Source organism: Variovorax sp. UC122_21 (assembly GCF_044056785.1).
Classification (GTDB): Bacteria; Pseudomonadota; Gammaproteobacteria; order Burkholderiales; family Burkholderiaceae_C; genus Variovorax.
Map to the genome: position 1 here is coordinate 1,480,101 of NZ_CP172003.1, position 15,752 is coordinate 1,495,852.

The 15,752-nt window shown below is 61.8% G+C and carries 16 protein-coding genes; 14 read left to right on the plus strand and 2 right to left on the minus strand.

Annotated elements, in window-relative coordinates; translation table 11 throughout:
- Positions 1-32: 32 nt before the first annotated feature.
- Positions 33-407 carry a YetF domain-containing protein gene (locus tag ACHMXE_RS07635; RefSeq protein WP_395345235.1) on the minus strand — a complete coding sequence of 125 codons (375 nt, stop codon included), beginning with the start codon at positions 405-407 and terminating at the stop codon, positions 33-35.
- Between the two features lie 468 nt (positions 408-875).
- On the opposite strand from ACHMXE_RS07635, the gene ACHMXE_RS07640 reads away from it, so the two are divergent.
- The 7 genes from ACHMXE_RS07640 (at position 876) to ACHMXE_RS07670 (ending at position 7,564) form a co-directional block, all read left to right on the plus strand.
- Complete coding sequence (locus ACHMXE_RS07640) at positions 876-1,226, plus strand: RNA-binding protein (protein WP_203208019.1); 351 nt, start codon at positions 876-878, stop codon at positions 1,224-1,226.
- 850 nt (positions 1,227-2,076) lie between these two features.
- On the plus strand, positions 2,077-2,241 hold the full coding sequence (locus tag ACHMXE_RS07645) for a hypothetical protein (RefSeq protein WP_395345237.1): 165 nt from the start codon (positions 2,077-2,079) through the stop codon (positions 2,239-2,241).
- Entirely contained in the window at positions 2,242-2,622 is a 381-nt protein-coding gene (locus ACHMXE_RS07650) for a hypothetical protein (protein ID WP_395345240.1), read from the plus strand.
- A gap of 226 nt (positions 2,623-2,848) precedes the next feature.
- Complete coding sequence (locus tag ACHMXE_RS07655) at positions 2,849-3,001, plus strand: hypothetical protein (RefSeq protein WP_395345242.1); 153 nt, start codon at positions 2,849-2,851, stop codon at positions 2,999-3,001.
- Positions 3,002-3,406: 405 nt separating this feature from the next.
- On the plus strand, positions 3,407-3,559 hold the full coding sequence (locus ACHMXE_RS07660) for a hypothetical protein (RefSeq protein WP_203208016.1): 153 nt from the start codon (positions 3,407-3,409) through the stop codon (positions 3,557-3,559).
- 845 nt (positions 3,560-4,404) lie between these two features.
- Positions 4,405-6,540 carry a TonB-dependent receptor gene (locus tag ACHMXE_RS07665; protein ID WP_395345244.1) on the plus strand — a complete coding sequence of 712 codons (2,136 nt, stop codon included), beginning with the start codon at positions 4,405-4,407 and terminating at the stop codon, positions 6,538-6,540.
- Between the two features lie 13 nt (positions 6,541-6,553).
- On the plus strand, positions 6,554-7,564 hold the full coding sequence (locus ACHMXE_RS07670; protein ID WP_395345247.1) for a dipeptide epimerase: 1,011 nt from the start codon (positions 6,554-6,556) through the stop codon (positions 7,562-7,564).
- Here ACHMXE_RS07670 and ACHMXE_RS07675 read toward each other — a convergent pair.
- Positions 7,561-8,145, minus strand: coding sequence for a TetR/AcrR family transcriptional regulator (locus ACHMXE_RS07675; RefSeq protein ID WP_395345250.1), 585 nt, complete (start codon positions 8,143-8,145; stop codon positions 7,561-7,563). The two genes, ACHMXE_RS07670 and ACHMXE_RS07675, sit on opposite strands and share 4 nt — an antisense overlap.
- A 75-nt stretch (positions 8,146-8,220) precedes the next feature.
- Here ACHMXE_RS07675 and ACHMXE_RS07680 point away from each other — a divergent pair, with 75 nt between their 5' ends.
- From ACHMXE_RS07680 to ACHMXE_RS07710, 7 genes are all read left to right on the plus strand, one after another.
- On the plus strand, positions 8,221-9,828 hold the full coding sequence (locus tag ACHMXE_RS07680) for a serine hydrolase domain-containing protein (protein ID WP_395345253.1): 1,608 nt from the start codon (positions 8,221-8,223) through the stop codon (positions 9,826-9,828).
- Positions 9,821-11,125 carry an MFS transporter gene (locus tag ACHMXE_RS07685; RefSeq protein ID WP_395345255.1) on the plus strand — a complete coding sequence of 435 codons (1,305 nt, stop codon included), beginning with the start codon at positions 9,821-9,823 and terminating at the stop codon, positions 11,123-11,125. The genes ACHMXE_RS07680 and ACHMXE_RS07685 overlap by 8 nt, the downstream gene beginning before the upstream one ends.
- A gap of 15 nt (positions 11,126-11,140) precedes the next feature.
- Positions 11,141-12,604 carry a M81 family metallopeptidase gene (locus ACHMXE_RS07690; RefSeq protein WP_395345258.1) on the plus strand — a complete coding sequence of 488 codons (1,464 nt, stop codon included), beginning with the start codon at positions 11,141-11,143 and terminating at the stop codon, positions 12,602-12,604.
- Positions 12,601-13,191 carry a hypothetical protein gene (locus ACHMXE_RS07695; RefSeq protein ID WP_395345261.1) on the plus strand — a complete coding sequence of 197 codons (591 nt, stop codon included), beginning with the start codon at positions 12,601-12,603 and terminating at the stop codon, positions 13,189-13,191. The genes ACHMXE_RS07690 and ACHMXE_RS07695 overlap by 4 nt, the downstream gene beginning before the upstream one ends.
- On the plus strand, positions 13,124-13,729 hold the full coding sequence (locus ACHMXE_RS07700) for an aminotransferase class I/II-fold pyridoxal phosphate-dependent enzyme (protein WP_395345264.1): 606 nt from the start codon (positions 13,124-13,126) through the stop codon (positions 13,727-13,729). The genes ACHMXE_RS07695 and ACHMXE_RS07700 overlap by 68 nt, the downstream gene beginning before the upstream one ends.
- 94 nt (positions 13,730-13,823) lie before the next feature.
- Positions 13,824-14,210 (plus strand): RidA family protein, encoded by a 387-nt coding sequence (locus ACHMXE_RS07705; protein ID WP_395345267.1) that lies wholly within the window; start codon positions 13,824-13,826, stop codon positions 14,208-14,210.
- The gene (locus ACHMXE_RS07710; protein ID WP_395345270.1) at positions 14,200-15,438 is read left to right on the plus strand and encodes an NAD(P)/FAD-dependent oxidoreductase; all 1,239 of its coding nucleotides are present in this window, start codon (positions 14,200-14,202) and stop codon (positions 15,436-15,438) included. The genes ACHMXE_RS07705 and ACHMXE_RS07710 overlap by 11 nt, the downstream gene beginning before the upstream one ends.
- Positions 15,439-15,752: the final 314 nt, after the last annotated feature.

The following is a 15,752-nucleotide window of genomic DNA, read 5'->3' on the forward strand; positions in this document are numbered from 1 at the left end:
CGATTGCGCTGTCGGACGCATGCCTATGGTCCTCATTCCCAATACCTGAAAACGCTGAGTTTGCCGCCACTTTCTACCCGCGCCATTCGTACGTCGGACAGATTCGAGATCCATTTTTCGCGCAATTTGGACATCAATTTCTCGTTGGTGGTCAATTTGCGGTGCAGCGGTCGCTGAATGATCTTGCCGTGCCTGACCAACGATTCGGCCGACGGTCCAGAAGCCGAGAAATCTTCGGAGGATGGTCGCTTAGCTAACCCAATGCGTGGTTTCACCCGATCAACGTTGAGATGGTTACTAGGCCATTCACGACTGTCTCGTAGTCGCGTTGCTTTGCGTTGCTCGAGGCGCTCGGCGATCAAGGTATAATCCTTCTGTGGTGGCGAGAGCTCACGCTCGTTCGTCATTTCAGAGGTTGTGACGGGGTGGGGACTTCCCGTAGCTGCCAATGTCGCGACTGTCGTCGCCCCGTTTGGGCTGTTGAGCTGCAGCCAATGAGTTCCCGATGCTCAGCGCAGATGTTTTCTCACCTGCGATCTTGATCGAAATAGGTTTCTTCCATCGCCATTTCTGTGGGTTCGTTCGTCGTCTCGCCCTCGACACACCCGACCAACGGCAGCCGCTGTCGCGCTTCTTCATCGAGTCAAGGGAAACGGCAACCCCCACCAGGTGCTCCACTTTGACGAGGCCTTCGCTTCGCGTGGAGCTGCCCGAATTTTGCGGTCACACAAGGCTGGATGCCCGCGTGCATAAAACCTGTTCTTGCGCGCGTTCGTTTCGATGACTTTTGGTGCGCGGACTCCTTGCGCAATCCACACACTCTTGTTCCAACGGTGCCACATCCGGTGCGCACCTTTTTCCGAAAGGCTTATTCAATGAGCAGAAAAATCTTCGTAGGCAACCTGCCTTTTTCCGTCACCAATTCCAGCCTTGAAAGCAACTTTGCTGAATTCGGGAGCGTCTCCTCGGCCAAGGTAATGATGGACCGTGAAACCGGCCGCTCCAAGGGCTTCGGCTTCGTGGAAATGGCGTCTGCTGAACTCGCCCAGGCCGCTATCAGTGGCTTGAACGGTGTGTCCGTCGATGGACGCTCCATTGTCGTGAGCCTAGCGCGCCCGCGCGAAGCGGGTAGTGGCGCGGGTAGTTACAGTGCGGCAGGCTACAGTGCGAGCAACCGGTCCGACGTTGGGTACGGCAATGGCGGCTTCGGTGGCGGTCGTTACTGAGCACAGGACATCTCCCTGAAAAAACCGGCTCTGATGGCCGGTTTTTTTTGCTTAGATACCTTATGAATACCATCGAGCGACAACACCACTTCAGTGTCGATCTTCGTCTTCGATGCCTTGGTTGACAGGGCCCCGCTGCGAACGTGTACAACGATTTCTCGACGAGAGCCGACAGTGAAGCGCTATCAGGAACCGCAACTGCCTGTATGCCCGTGGAGGTAGCGGCGAACAGGTTCCCCTCTAGCGTTTGACTGATGGGGACAGGGTGGGCGCACGACGGCGTCGTAGTGTCGTCTTTTCGACTCTCCAGATGAGCGTTGCGCTGCGGCATCGCGGCCGCACCCAAATCGAGGCGAGTATCCAAACCCGGCGTAACCAGGGCCAAACTGACATCGAGGATCGCAGGGCCGCGGGGCGCCGAGGCCCTCATGACGTGCAGGCGGCATACGGTGCGGCCGATAAGGATCGATCGTCCGGCAGTCGGGCCCAGCGCGACATCTGTCGTGTCGCTCATATCGACCTCGCTGGCCGCTCCGCGCACGAATCGCTCACCGGAACATCGGCTCGCAGGTGTTTTTCGCAACGATGCGCTGAGTATTGGCAAGGAGGCTACCAATGCCGATCAAGCCGATCAAGCCGATCCCGGCGCCAGAGCGGGCGCGACAAAAGCCTAGACTGTCTGCGCACGCAGCCATCGCAGTTCGCGCCATTAGTGGTTGACCGGGAGAACTGGCGTGTCGGCTGACAGGCGCGTACTGCAATACGGCTCAGCCTGACGCATGATTACCTCCGACTCCCTGACGCCCATGCTACTGGCACAGCGGCCATCCGATCTGAGCGTCCCGGATGGTTGTACGAGATCAAGTTCGACGGATACAGGCTGCTCGTGGAGCTCGACGGCCAGGTGCGTCTGCGCACGCTCCATGGGATCGATGCGACGAAGTGGTTTCCTGAGATCGTCGCCGGCCTGGGCATGCTGCGGGGCAGGCACTACATCCTCGATGGGGAAGTCTAAGTGCTGGATGCGCGAGGCAACAGTGACTTCGGCCGGCTGCAGGGCCGCGCCGAGCAGCGGCGGTTGTACGCAGGCGCGGACCCTGTCGTCTTCTGCGCTTTCGATCTGTTGGTGGACCGAAACGTTGATATCACGGAGCAGCCGCTGGCGAAGCGCAAGGCCGCGCTCGCAGCGCTACTCAGGAAGTCGCCGTCGAGCGTTCTGTACGTCGGGCACCGTACACCTAGTCAGGTGAAGCGTGGTTTGGAAAAGGCGTTGCGCCCCCTTGCAACTAGAAAACCTCGTTGCCAAGCGAAAGGCGAGTCCCTATTAGCAAGGATTCCGATCGCTGGACTGGGTGAAGATGAGCTGATCGGTACATTCCTAGACAACTTCGCTTAGAGACGCGGCAGTGCGGTTACCGCACGCCGTCGCATACGCGTTCCGCGCTCGATGAGCCGAATGAAGGCTAGGCTACCCCTCTCGACGAAGTGTGCGAGCTGATGAGTGGCCACCGCCGCGGCGATGGTTGGCTGTTCGAGCAAGTGCACTTCGAGCTTGGCAAGTCGACGCTGCCGATGGCGCGGATCGATGGTGGTTTCTCGCACGCGTCGACGATGGATATGCGGTGCAAAGTGCGTGCGACAAGCTCAAGCGCTACCTGTTCTGGCTGGCGCGCGGCATCGCGAGATCGTCGTTCTCGAAGGAAACGTTCTCGGACGTGGAGTTCGTAGACGACGAGACCAGGCTGCAGGCTCGCCGACCGCGTCTTTGCACTTGACCGCAGTCGTTGTCGCCATCGGTGGACGCGCCGGTGAGGAGCGTCATCTGCTCGTGCTCGTGCTCTTGGTCCTGCAGAGGGCAGGTGATCTGCAAGAGTGCTGGGCCTCGTGCCAGGAGCTGTGGGTCGTGGTGGACTTCGTCGAGCGTGCCCGACGTGACGCCGCAGGCCTATCGGCAGGCCCCAACCTTCGAGCCCATGTGCAGCGCGCCACGCGCATGGACGCTCGGTAGTGCGATCGGATGCAATGCGCTTGCCGCGCAGCCCGCTACGCGGCCCGGGCGATGCGCAGTACAGGCGCACCGTGCTGACGCAGTACGTCTGCAACGTTTGCCATGCGATTCCCGACTCATTAGCTCGTAGCTTGACCTCGGCGCATCGCTGGCCGGTATCGGCCAGCGCGGCTTGATCGCGGGCGGGCTCGCGAACACGCCCGAGAACATGGTGCGCTGCCTGCGCCACACGCGCGAGATCGATCCACTGGCGCCCATGTCCCAGATCGCCGTTACCGAGCTGGACGCGCGCGATCACGGCCAGGGCGGCCGCTTGGCCCTGTGAAATCGTTCCCGTCCACGCCGTCCACGCCGTCCACGCCGTCCACGCCGTCCACGCCGTCCACGCCGTCCACGCCGTCCACGCAGTCCTACCGGGTGTAGCGCGCTGCAACACCGTGCAAGGCGATAGAAGTTACAAAACCGGATGGCCCCGTTATCCGGCACCGTAGCCGCGTTCAGAACCCTACTACGAGGCCGGCAAAGAGAGTCGCTGGGTTTCGAGTGCGAATGCTCCACGGCGCGTTTTCCCCTCGCACGGTCGATGGGCTGAGACTCGCATACAAGGCCCGGAGATAGCGGCATCTTCGGCCGCTGCAATAAGGCCCGAGCTCGGTGGAAAACCACGGCAACGCAGTAGCACGACAGAGCGGCCCGCTCACGCCCGCTGACCCACAGCCCCAAGGGCGTAAACGTCATGCGAGGACCCTTGCAAGACCGAAGCGGCCGCAGGACGGGCCGCACGGTACTCGGCGCACTACGCGTTGATTGGGTTCTGGCACTTCATGCCCAACGAACCGACAGCGACCGCTCCGGGCTTCGATGCAGCTCGGCGACGCGTGGTGCACCAAATCTAGCAACCCGATCCCTTGTGCGGGCGCGGCAGGCGCCCACACGCGCTTTTTTTTGGAGGCATGCACGGACTTTTGAACTACCCCTTGCACCCCGGAACGAAAAACCGCACAATCCAAAAAAAAACGAAGCCTCATTCATTTTGATAGGAGACAAATGCTAGTTCTTCAGGGTCAACCTCGCGCGCACCTGCGCCCTGCTTGGGTGCGAGCCACCATCGCCATCGCTTGTAGTAGCGTGCATTTGTACGCAAGTGCTCAGTCAGATGCGGCACCTGCGGTGTCCACGCCCGAGTCCGCCACACCCAAGGCGATCGAGTCCATCAGCGTCACTGCGCAGCGACGGAGGGAGCCGGCAAGGGAGGTACCGTTGACAGCGGATGTACTCAAAGGCGAGGACATGGAGCGCGGCGGCTACCAGTCGTTGAGCGACTTGGCTGCATTGCTACCAGGGATGAATCACAACCAGTCGGGAGGGGGTACCGGAGGAAGCCAGATCACCATGCGCGGAATTTCGACGGGCTCGCAAGTGGGTGCCACCGTCGGCATGTACGTCGACGACGTTCCATTCGGCTCGAGCTCCGCTTATGCAGGCGGGGGATCCTCCTCTCTCGATCTCGGCTTGTTCGATCTTGCAAGCGTCGAGTCCCTTCGTGGCCCCCAGGGCACGCTATACGGCGCCGGCGCCATGGGAGGCCTGATCAAATATGTGGCCGTGGAGCCCGACACGAGCGCCTTCAGCGGTCAAGTGACCGCTGAAGCCTCCGGTGGGCACGGCGGCAAGACCGGTCACGTCATGCGCGGCATGCTGAACGCTCCGCTGAGCGATGGTGTCGCTGGCTTACGGGCGACTGTCTATCAGCGTTCGGACGGCGGCTTTATCCGCGACGTCAATCGCTCCGGGCGCCTGGTGGACGCTTCGAAGACGGACGGTGCTCGCGTCGCTCTTCTGCTGACGCCTTCGAAGGACGTGACCGTTCGCCTGACCGCGTTGACTCAGAACCAGGAACGCGATGGCGCATCTACGCAGGACATGGACATCGCGACAGGTCGCCCGCTATACGGCGCACTGACAAAGCGGCTCATGTTGAGCGAGCCATCCGAGGTCCGAAACGACCTGGTCTCTGCAGCACTCAGGGTGGACCTCAAGTGGGCTACGCTCGATGCGATCACCGGATGGCAGCGCACCTCGAGCGCGGGGCGTGTGGACACTTCCGCACTCTACGTGCCTTTGCTCGCTCCGCAAGGGATCGTCAACAGTGCTTACGGCATGGACTATGGGTTCAGCAACCGGAAGTTCACCCAGGAGGTGCGCCTGACCTCGCCACGCAGTCGGCAGTTTGAATGGCTGGGGGGCTTCTTTTATACCGACGAGACGGGCTCCAAGACGCAGCATCTCAGCCCGTTCAACGCGTTCGCGCAGCCGACGAATCCGATTCTGGCGGACGCCAAGTTTCCATCGACCTTCCGTGAAACCGCCATCTTCGGTACCGGCACCTACTACATCACGCCGGACGCCGACGTCACCATGGGGGTGCGCCACAGCCGCAACAGCCAACGCTTGGATCAGCAGTTCAGCGGCATCTTCGCGCCAAAACCCCAGCCTGCGTCGCAGTCATCGGAGGGTGTGACGACCTGGCTGCTCACAGGAAGATGGCGTCCTGCCGAACACCAAGCGATCTACGTACGGGCTGCCAGTGGATACCGGCCAGGGGGGCCGCTGCCACTCATCGTGAATCCCCTTACCGGAGCACCGCTCACCAACTCCTCCTTCAAGTCGGACAGCCTGTGGAGCTATGAACTGGGCTGGAAAGGCGACGTGATACCGGGTCGCCTGTCGACGGAGGTGGCGTTGTATCAGATCGACTGGAAAGACATGCAGGTGTTCACATCGAGCGCGGGCTTCTCCGGTATCGGAAATGCGGGGCGCGCGCGTTCGCGCGGTCTCGAATGGACGATGCGAGCGGCCCCGATCGACTCGCTGCGACTGGCTACCTCCCTCAGCGTGATCGACGCGAAGTTGGTGGACAACAGTCCCGATCTGGGCGGGAGGGCTGGCGATCGACTGCCCAATACGGCGCGCGTATCGGCCGCGGTACAGGCTGACTACAACTTCAACGTCAGCGGATATCCGGCGTACTTCGGCGCGACGCTGCGCTACACGGGCGACCGCTTGAACAGCTTCAAGTCCTCCCCTGGGATTCCTCAATACAGGTTGCCGGCGTACACGGCCATCGACCTGCGAGGCGGCGTCCAGGTGGGCAAGGTCAATGTGGGTCTGTTCGTGCGCAACCTGACCAATCGCCGCGGGCAGACGGCGGCCGACACGACCCTGAGCACCGCGGGCGGACCAGCACGGGTGAACCTCATCACACCGCGCACGATCGGTCTGCAGTTCTCGATGGACTTCTCCTGAGCAGCAAAGCGCCATGGAAATTCTCGCGTCCGCGCAGGACATCCTCTTCAAGCAGCCTCTCGCCATCGCCGGACGCGTGCTGTCAGGTCAGTGCGTCCTCAGCGTCGATGGGCGCAGCGGGCGTCATGTCGTGCACGCGGAGGCTGCTGGTGTGTTCTACCGCGGCGAGGACGGGCAAGGGATGAAGCAAGACATTCAGGCCATGTGCGACTGGCTGCCGCGAGACCTTCTTGGCGCCTGGCGTGAAGTTCAAAAGATGCCCGCGGGTGGCGCTCGCAACGCCCTCGATTGGGTGCTCTGGCAACTCGTGGCCGCCCAACGAGGGGAGCCTGTCTATCGCATGGCGTTTCTGCCGTCACTGCGCCCCCTCCTCACCATGGTGACCCTTGGCGTGGACGAACCGCAATGCATGGCGGCGGCGGCGCGGTCGCACCCAAGCGCCAAGGCACTCAAGCTAAAGCTCTGTGGCGACGAACTTGACATCGAACGGGTCAGCGCGGTGCGCTCGGCGCGGCCTGACGTCACGCTTTCGATCGACGCAAACGAAGGGTGGTCGATGGCCCATCTCGAGCGAATGATGGGTGTGCTGCTTGCCAGCAGGGTGGCGCTGATCGAACAGCCACTGCCTGCAGCTAACGACCGTGACCTTGAAGGCTACTTTTCTCCAATCCCAATCGCCGCGGACGAGTCGCTGCAGACCATCGAGGACTTGCACCAGGTCGCGCAAAGGTATCAAGTCGCCAACATCAAGCTCGACAAGTGCGGCGGTCTGAGCGCTGCCATGCTATTGATCCGCGCCGCACGCGAGCGCGGCTTGAAAGTGATGGTCGGGTGCATGGGCGGACGATCTCGTGCCATCCAGCCAGCGTTCATTGCGGCCCAATGGGCCGACATGGTCGACCTTGACTCACCCTTGCTGATGGCTTCGGACACCACGCCGGCGGCAACCTATGCAGATGGCTACATCGGCTTCGAGGAGACAGCCTTTGCCATCGAAAACAAGCGAACAGCCGTTGTGGGCTAGCGCTTCACCCTCACTGGGGCGCCATGCAGCAACTTGATCAGCAGCCGTGCGGCCTTGAGTTTGGCTTCCGCATTGGTAGGAACGCCGATCAGCATTTGAGCTTGAGCCGCCACAAGCAGCGCCAGCATCGATTCGCCGATTGCGAGCGTCTCACTGTCATCCGCATGACCGGATGCCTGGCCGATGCGAACCACCGCTTCGAGCAAGGCCCGGCGCAGGCTCTTGAAGTTTCTAGTGACAACGGCTTGGACCTCGGGGTTGCGTCGCGTGATGGCCGCGACTTCGAGTGCCGTGCGCGCCGTCTGGTTGCTGGCATCCGGCCGCTCCTGAGCTTTCAGCAGGCCCTCCACGAGACCGAGCAACTCGCCCGCCGAAGTGCACTGCTCGAAGGGCGATGCATTGACGTCTGCCGCCTCGATGAGCTGGAGCAGGACGTCCTCCTTCGCACGAAAGTGCACGTAGATGGTGCCGATCGAAAGGCCCGCTTGCGTGCTGATCTCAGCCATCGATGCGTCGGCGACTCCCTTGCGTTCAAAAACGACGCGGGCGGCGTCGAGGATTTGCTTGCGCACCGACGCCATGTGGCGCTCATCTCGTTTGGGCATTCCGCTTGAAAAATAATGATTGATTGTTCATTTTAGGACTGAATTGAAACCATGACCTCTGATCGCACACAAAAGCTGGAAGCCATACTTTCCGCGCTCCACCGAAACGACTCCCCGGGCTTGGTAGCGAGCGTGCAGCACCATGGGAAACCGTTGCTGCGCCGAGGTTATGGCATGGCGAGCCTGGACTCGGGTGTCATTAATACGCCCTCCACGAAGATGCGTATCGGCTCAACGAGCAAGCATTTCGCCTCCGCCCTTGCGCTGCTGCTTCGTGACGAAGGTTTGCTTTCGATCGATGAGCCCGTAAGTCGCTGGCTGCCCGAGCTTCCAGCGACCCAAGGTATCCGCACGCTTCGGCAGTTCATGAACCACACGGGAGGCACGCGCGACTACTTAGATCTCTCCTTATTGTCCAACGGGATGACTGTTGTTCCCAGTGAAGGGGCCTTTGATTATCAGTGCCGACAGCAGGAGGAAAACTTCAAGCCTGGCGAACAGCTCATGTACAACAACGGGGGCTACCGCATGCTGTCCAAAGTGCTCGAGCGTGTGCTTGGCGTCCCGTTGGCGCAGGGGTTGCGTGAGCGGCTGTTTGAGCCGTTGTCGATGAACGACACCTTCCTGTGGTGCACAGACCTTGATCCGCTGCTCGGCAGCGCCACCTCGCACATCGCCAAGCCAGATGGGGGTTTTTCCAAGGGCATCTTCCCTTCGGTCATTCTGGCCGAAGGTGGCATTGCGTCCACGTTGGATGATATGCAGCGCTGGCTGGGCCACCTCATCACACCCAAGATCTGGCCACAGCGGCTCTCGAACGAGTTGATGTCCCCAACCGAACTGAGTAACGGATACCTCCACCCATACGGCTTCGGGCTCATCCGCGAGACTTGGCGAGGCGTGCAAATTCTTCATCACGCCGGCGGCGTCGTGGGAGGGACATGTCAGATGCTCGCGGCACCTGATCACGGCGTGCAGATCGTTGTCATGAGCAACCGCAGCGACATCACCGCAGTAGAGATTGCACAGCAATTGCTAGTCGTGATGCTCGAGGATGAACTCGAACCGGCGGAGATCCCGGCGAGCGCAGACTTCGCCGATGCGCTGTGTGGTGATTACCACTGCGCTTTGAACGGTCGCCACTTTGCCATCGCAAAGCACGGGGACAACTTGGTCCTGCGCAGCTTCGGTCTCCCGCTTCCGTTGACCCAATCGACATCGGAAGTACTGCGCGTCAATCTGCTGTCGGTGATTGCCTTGACGGTCGAACTGGTGCGCAACGACGCTGACAGGGTTGTCGCGATCGACGTGATCGAACAAGGCCGCCGCTATCGCTGTGATCGCCTCGAAAGCGCTGGTACGGATCAAAAGGTCGTCGAACGTTTCGCGGGCAAATGGCACAGCAGTGAAATCGGAGGTGATGTCGTGATTGGCGAAGGGCGACCCGAGTCGATGCGTGTCGCGGGACTGTATGGCCGCAGCACCTACAAGTTGGAACCGCTGCTCGAAGACACTTGTCTGATGACCAGCGACGACCCCGCACTGCCACTGCACGGCACGATTCGCCTCGTGACCGGCAAGGATGGGCAACGCGAGTTGCTGTTGGATACCGCTCGCACACGACACCTACGGTTCACAAGGGATCGCGCCCATGGCTGAGATGCGTGCGCCTTCGCGCATAGCCCTGGCTGGGTTTGGTGCCGGGGCGTTCGGCTCGACTTTGGGTTCTGGTGTGGTGCCTTTGCTCTTCCTGTTCTACCTGACAGAGTTTGCAAAGGTACCCCCCGCACTTGCAGGCGTGCTGTTAGCCATTCCCAAATTCGCCGATCTGCTGCTCGATCCATGGATCGGACGCCGAAGTGACAAGGCCGCCCGCGCCGCGGGAAGCCGAAGTCATCTGATTGCCTTCAGTGCCGTCTCACTTCCCCTTATTCTGGTGTTGCTCTTTGTGCCCATAGTCGGCTTTCCGATGCCGTTCAGGATCTTTGTGCTTGGGTCGTTCTTGGTCCTGCAATCCCTATTGCTCACCGTATTCACGGTTGCCCACACTGCGATTGCGAGCGATATGTGCGATGGCATGAAAGATCGCAGTACCTTGATGTCCTCCCGCGCACTCGGGCAAACCATCGCAGGACTCTTGGTGACCGTGTTGGCCCCGCAGATCGTTGCACGCTTCAGCGCATTTCATGGCGGCTACCTCGGCGCAGCACTGGTCCTCGCTGCCGGCGCATTTGTCGCGTTGGGTGTCTGCTGGTTGGTCGTGCGGCGGGTTCCATTGCGTACGGGAGTCGAGCGAGAGCGGCCGCCGTCGCTGCCGAAGGCCCTGCGGGCGACGTTGCGCAACAAGGCCTTCTACGGCGTCGCTCTGATCCTTGTGCTGCTCGGCACCAGTTCGACGGCGCTCTTCAGCGCCTTGCCCTACGCCAACAAGCATTTGCTCCAGGCAGGTCCAGAAAACCTCTCGGTACTGCTCACGCCGATCTTTGTCGCCCTGCTGGCGGGAGTCGCCGCGGCGCCATGGGTCGCGCGTCGCGTTGCCCCCGCGCGCATCCTCGGCGGCGCGCTATTTTTGGCGCTCGTCGGCGTCGTCTGGTTCACGGCCGGGCCGCGCACGCTGATGTCGATGGTTGCCGGGGGCGCGATGTTCGGTGTCGCGTGCGGAGGACTGACGGTACTGATCACCACACTGGCAATGGAGACCGCCACGCGGTCGTCCGCGAAAGGCGAAAGCCTCGGGCTCTACCTGGGCGTCCTCTTTTCTGCCGAGAAGCTTGGCCAATCGCTCGGGGGCATCGTGGTCGGGATCGGGCTCGATTGGGTCGGAACCCTGGGTGCAGCGCCCGATGCGTCATCGCTGCAGCGCCTGGCTTTGCTGTGGCTGGCCGCGCCGGCTTCGGTACTGGTGCTCGCGCTGGCGATGGTCGCTTCGCTCGCACCACGTTTGCGTGCGCTTTAAGACAGGCTCTTTTTCATGAAGATTTTTACATCTGCGTTGGTCACGGAGACCAACACGTTCTCTGAGCATCCGACGACGCTCGCATCGTTCGAGGAGCTTGGCATCATTCGCGGGCCCACGCCGGCGCGAGCGCTGGGCGACGTTGGGCCGATTGTCGAGCAGTGGCGCCTTCGCGCGCGCCGCTACGGCGATGAGGTGGTCGAAGGCGTGTATGCCATCGCGCAACCCGCGGGGCGCGTTAGGGCTGAGGCATACGCACAGTTGCGTGGGGAGATTCTCAATGCAGCGCGCGCGGCGATGCCGTTGGACATGGTGCTGTTGTTCCTTCACGGCGCGATGGTGGCAGAAGGCGAGGACGACTGCGAAGGGGATCTGATTCGGGCCATGCGTGAACTCGTGGGCCCCCAGTGCGTGATCGGCGTTGAACTCGATCCACACTGCCACATGACGTCCACCATGACCCAGCATGCCGATGTCATCATCCTCATGCGCGAGTACCCGCATACGGACTACGAGGCTCGGGCTGCGGAATTGTTCGATGCGTGCCGGGCCGCGGCAAGCGGCGTCACGCGTCCGGTCATGGCGGTGGCGGATTGCCGCATGGTTGGCTTCTACCCCACGACCATCGAGCCGATGCGCGGCCTCGTGAACTGGATGAGCGAGATCGAAGCGCGCCCCGGCATCGTCTCCGTAAGTCTCGTACATGGATTCCCATGGGGCGACGTTGCTGATGCAGGGACCAAAGTGCTCGTGGTGGCAGACGGCGACCCCGCCTTCGCCATGACCCAGGCGACGGAGCTCGCACAGGCGCTTTATCGGATCCGCCATGCGATGCTGCCCCGTCTGGAAACCGTCAGACAAGCGCTAGAAGGCTTCGATGCACAGGGCGGAATGCCACGGCTGCTGGCAGACGCAGGCGATAACCCGGGCGGCGGGGCGCCAGGCGATCACACAGTGCTGCTCGCCGAACTGGTTCAGCGCAAGGATTTGCGCAGTGCCGTGGGGATGTTGGTAGATCCGCAGAGTGTTCAGGCGTGCTTCGAGTCAGGTATCGGGGCTCGTTTACAGCTGAGCCTGGGCGGGAAGGGTGGTGCAGTATCTGGACGACCGCTCGAAGTCGAAGCAAGTGTTCGGGGACTCGCACTCGACCATGTCCAGTGGGTCGGGGATATTCGCGATCCGCTCGGTCGCGCTGCATGGATTCGAGTCAATGCCACGGACATCGTCTTGAGCAGCCGTCGGCAACAGACGCTTTCGCCCACTGCCTTCACCGGGCTGGGCGTTCCTCTGCACGAAGCACAGGTCATCGCGGTGAAGTCCAGCCATCACTACTACGCCGAGTTCTCAAAGCTCTCGACGGATCGGCACGTGATCGAGACCGGAGCCGCACTGTCGATGAATTTTGCACATCTTCCGTACCGCAATCGGCACATGCACTTCTTCCCCGCCACGGACAACCCGTCTCCGCATCTGGCATGAGTACCACTACTTCTCTTGCTGCCGGCGAACGACAGCTCCGCCTTGTCGGCTCGCCCAGCGGCGCGTCGATGATGGTTGACGGGCACGAGGTGCTTTGCTTCGGCGGCTCGGCCTATCTCGGGCTGGGCGGCCTGCCTGAACTCATCGAGACTGGCTGCTCCGCATTGCGGCAGTTCGGCGCGAGCACCCATCTCCCTCGCCACTATGGCTTCAGCTCGGGCGCGAATCAGCAGGCCGAGGCTGAAGCGCGTCGATTTTTCGGTGCGGAAGCCGCGATGTACTTCGGGACCGGCTACTTGTTCGGCCTTATCGCACTCACCGGTCTTGCACCCGACTGCGATGCTATATACATCGACGAATCGGCTCACTACAGCCTGCGAGACGGCGCGCACTCGACAGGCAAGCCTATCCATTCGTTCGCTCACTGCGATGCTGAGGACCTAGCGCGCGTGCTCGCGCATACGCTCAAGCGGGGTCAACGGCCGCTTGTTGCAACAGACGGGATGTTTGCGACCACGGGTGCGATCGCGCCCGCTTTCGGCGTATGCACAGGTCATCGCACCCTCAGACGGATGGCTGGTCGTTGATGAGTCGCATGCTTTCGGAACGATCGGGCCACACGGCCGGGGCAGCGCAGAGCTCGCGCAGCTGCCATTCCATCACCTGGTGATCGGTGGGTCCGCCGCCAAAGCGTTCGGAGCGCACGGAGGACTGGCGCTTGGTGACGCGCAAGCCATCGCACAACTCTGGCGAACTCCGGTGTCACGTGGCGCCGTCCTGGGCTGCTCCGCTGGCGCCGCAATGACAGCGGAAAGCCTCCGCCTGATTCGCAAACGACCTGAAATCCTTGAACGCTTGCGAGAAAACGCGCGTTCGCTGAAGGCGGGGCTGCGTGCACTGGGTTTGACGGTCGAGGACAACCCTGGACCCATCGCTGCCTTCGTGCATGGGGACAGCTTTCACATGCAGCGCATCCAGCGCGCACTCTGGGACCAGGGCATTTTCGTGGCGTACTCCACCTATGTGGGTGCCGGCCCCATGGGCGTGCTGCGTTGCGCTGCCTTCGCGGACCACACGCCCGAGCAGATCGCTCAGTTGCTCGAGGCATTGCGCAAGCTGCTGTAGAGAACACGCAGCTCGATCGCTCGAAACGCCGAGTCGAGCGCTTCCACCTTTGGCTCCAACAAGTTTCCCGTGCCCCCAGGGCAAGACACAACCCATGATGAACTTCACCGCTGACCAACTTCCGTTCTCCAAGCTTCGCAGTACGAATGGGCTGCTTTTCCTCTCCGGGGAACTCCCGATTCCGGAAGCAGGACCAATGCCTGAGGACATTGCGCTGCAAACCGATCTGACGCTTCATCGCATCGACGCTTCGCTCCGCAATGTCGGCCTGAGCCTCGCGAATGTGGTGCAGGTCACGGTCCACTTGGCGCGCGCGGAAGACTTTGCGGCGTTCAATGCAGCGTACCGCAAGCACTTTCAAGCGCCGTATCCGACACGCACGACCGTGGTCGCGCAGCTCTTGATTCCCGGAGCGCTCATCGAGATCACGGTGATCGCAGCCATCGAACTTGCAACTGAAGTCACATCCGATGCCAGATGAAGTCGTGGTGTTGGGGGCTGGAATGGTCGGCACCTGCACGGCCCTCGAACTGACGCTGCGAGGGCATTCGGTCACGTTGGTCGATCGCTCGCCGATTGGTCGGGAGACGAGTTATGGCAATGCGGGTGTCATTCAGCGCGAGGCCGTCGAGCCCTACACGTTTCCGCGCGACCTGAAGGCGTTGATGCGGGCCGCCCTTGGACATGGGCTGGACATCAACTATCACTTCACCGGCTTGTTGGCCGCCCTGCCGCAATTGGTTCGCTATTGGAGGAACTCCGCCCCTTCGCAGCACCGCCGCATCAGCCGTGAGTATGCCGGTCTCATCGAACATGTTACCGATGAACATGGGCGCTACATCGCCCTTGCTCGAGCAGAGGATCTCGTACGGCGCAAGGGCCTTCGCTTGATGTACCGAACCGAAAGCGCGTTCGAGGATGCGGTCGCCCACGCTGAGCGCCTGAACCAGGAGTACGGCATCGCCTTTGACGCACTCGACAGCCATGACATGGCGTTAGCGGAGCCGTCGCTTCGAAGGTCCGTCGCCGGCGCGGTTCATTGGGTGCAGTCGTGGAGTGTGAGCGACCCGGGGGCGCTGGTCGAACGCTACGCCAAAGCATTCCAGCGACGGGGCGGCCATTTCTTGCGTGCCGATGCGATCGCGTTGCGGGAGCGTTCTGTCGGGTGGGAGGCTCGACTCGACGGGGGCATCCTGCACGCACGGCATGTGGTGGTCGCACTTGGGCCATGGTCCGATGCTTTGATCAGGCCCTTGGGTTACCGCCTACCACTGTTTGTCAAACGTGGCTACCACCGGCACTACGTCGGAGGTGACGGGGTGCTCGTTCCAACATTGGACGCTGAGCGCGGCTACGTGATGTCCTCGCAGCGCCGGGGCCTGCGCATCACGACCGGCGCGGAGATCGCACGCATCGATGCGCAGCCGACCCCACGGCAACTTGCCGGCGCGGAAGCCGAGGCGCGCGAACTGTTGAGTCTGGGCATTCCCGTGGAAGACGAGCCTTGGATCGGCGCTCGGCCATGCTGCGCCGATATGAAGCCGGTCATCGGGCGGGCGCATCGACACCGGGGCTTGTGGTTCAACTTCGGGCACGGGCATCACGGATTCACGCTGGGACCTGCGGGGGCACGGCTTCTGGCTGACCTCATCGAGTCCAAGCAGCCATACACGGAAGCGAAGGCGTTTTCACCTTTGAGGTTCGCATGAACGGGGCGCTCAACGCTTTTTTTGACGTCGATGCGTCCGCATCGACTCGCACTTTGCTGGCATCTGGTTGGCAGATCGACGGCTAGGGGATTGATCAATGGATTTCAGTGAAAGCCGAAGACCCGGAAGCAGGGTAGTCGGGTTCTTTATCGTAGTCGGACTGCATCTGCTCTTGGGCTGGGCGCTGATAAGCGGATTGGCGCGTCGGGTCGTGGAGGTCGTGAAAGCACCCGTGGAAGTCAGCATCCTGGAGGAGCCCAAGGCGCCGCCTCCCCCGCCACCACCTCCACCGCCGCCGCCAGAGCCACCCCGAA